Source organism: Streptomyces sp. 8K308, from assembly GCF_004348315.1.
GTDB lineage: Bacteria > Actinomycetota > Actinomycetes > Streptomycetales > Streptomycetaceae > Streptomyces.
Genome location: NZ_SMKC01000682.1, coordinates 1 through 749 on the forward strand (window position 1 = coordinate 1; position 749 = coordinate 749).

Annotated in this window: 2 protein-coding genes; both read left to right on the plus strand. The window is 70.2% G+C overall.

Features of this window, described 5'->3' with window-relative positions:
* Positions 1-44: 44 nt before the first annotated feature.
* Entirely contained in the window at positions 45-485 is a 441-nt protein-coding gene (locus tag E1265_RS36620; protein WP_132935235.1) for a hypothetical protein, read from the plus strand.
* The coding region (locus E1265_RS36625; RefSeq protein WP_132935236.1) for a hypothetical protein at positions 482-749 on the plus strand (268 nt) is incomplete at its 3' end. The genes E1265_RS36620 and E1265_RS36625, both read left to right, overlap by 4 nt.

The window sequence follows — 749 nt, forward strand, 5'->3', positions numbered from 1 at the left end:
GCCCCCAACCTCGGGCGGCCCACATCCCATAGATAGGCAGCGCCATGAGCAACCCCGACGGCATCCCCGCAGAGCGCATTCCCGACGGCGTCGACATCCTGCACCTCGACGACATCTCCGAGGCATGGAAGCACGTAGCCCCGCCCCCAGCGGACGGGGCGCCCATCGACGTCACCGGCCTCGACCAGGCCGCCGTCCTCGCCGCCCTCTACAACGCCTCCAAGCTCCTCGGCCTCGGCTTCCTCAACCCCCTGTCCCAGAACCCGATGAGCGTCGACGAAGCCCGCGAGTACCTCGACAGCCTTCCCACGGAGAGGTACCCGGACGGCCCCAGCCGGTACGTCGACTACTGCCGCGGCCGCGTCGTCAAGGTCTGGATCGGCCCGGGCCACCTCGACCCGACCCTCTACGACCGCGACAACGGCACCGGCGCTGCCGCCAACGCCATCGCCGAACTCCGCCGCGCCAAAGAAACGAACTCGTGAACCACCAGCCCGCGCCGGCCGCCATACCGCACGATCCCAACGGACCGCTGACCGCGCCCCACGCCGTCTACCTCGACGCCGTCGTCACCGAGCTGATGGCCGCCGGCATCCCCCCGCGCCGCGTCACCCTCACCACCCACTACGACTCCCCCCAGGAGCCGTTGAGGGCCGGGCTGGAGTGGGACCACGAGACCGACCTCCTGTCCTACAACCACTGGCCCCGAGGCCTCACCATCCTGTGGGACGACAGCTACGGCTGGGACC

What these genes read in the sequence shown, in the direction of transcription:
- E1265_RS36620 (WP_132935235.1), top strand. Translation starts at nt 45, where the DNA reads ATGAGCAACCCCGACGGCATCCCCGCAGAGCGCATTCCCGACGGCGTC.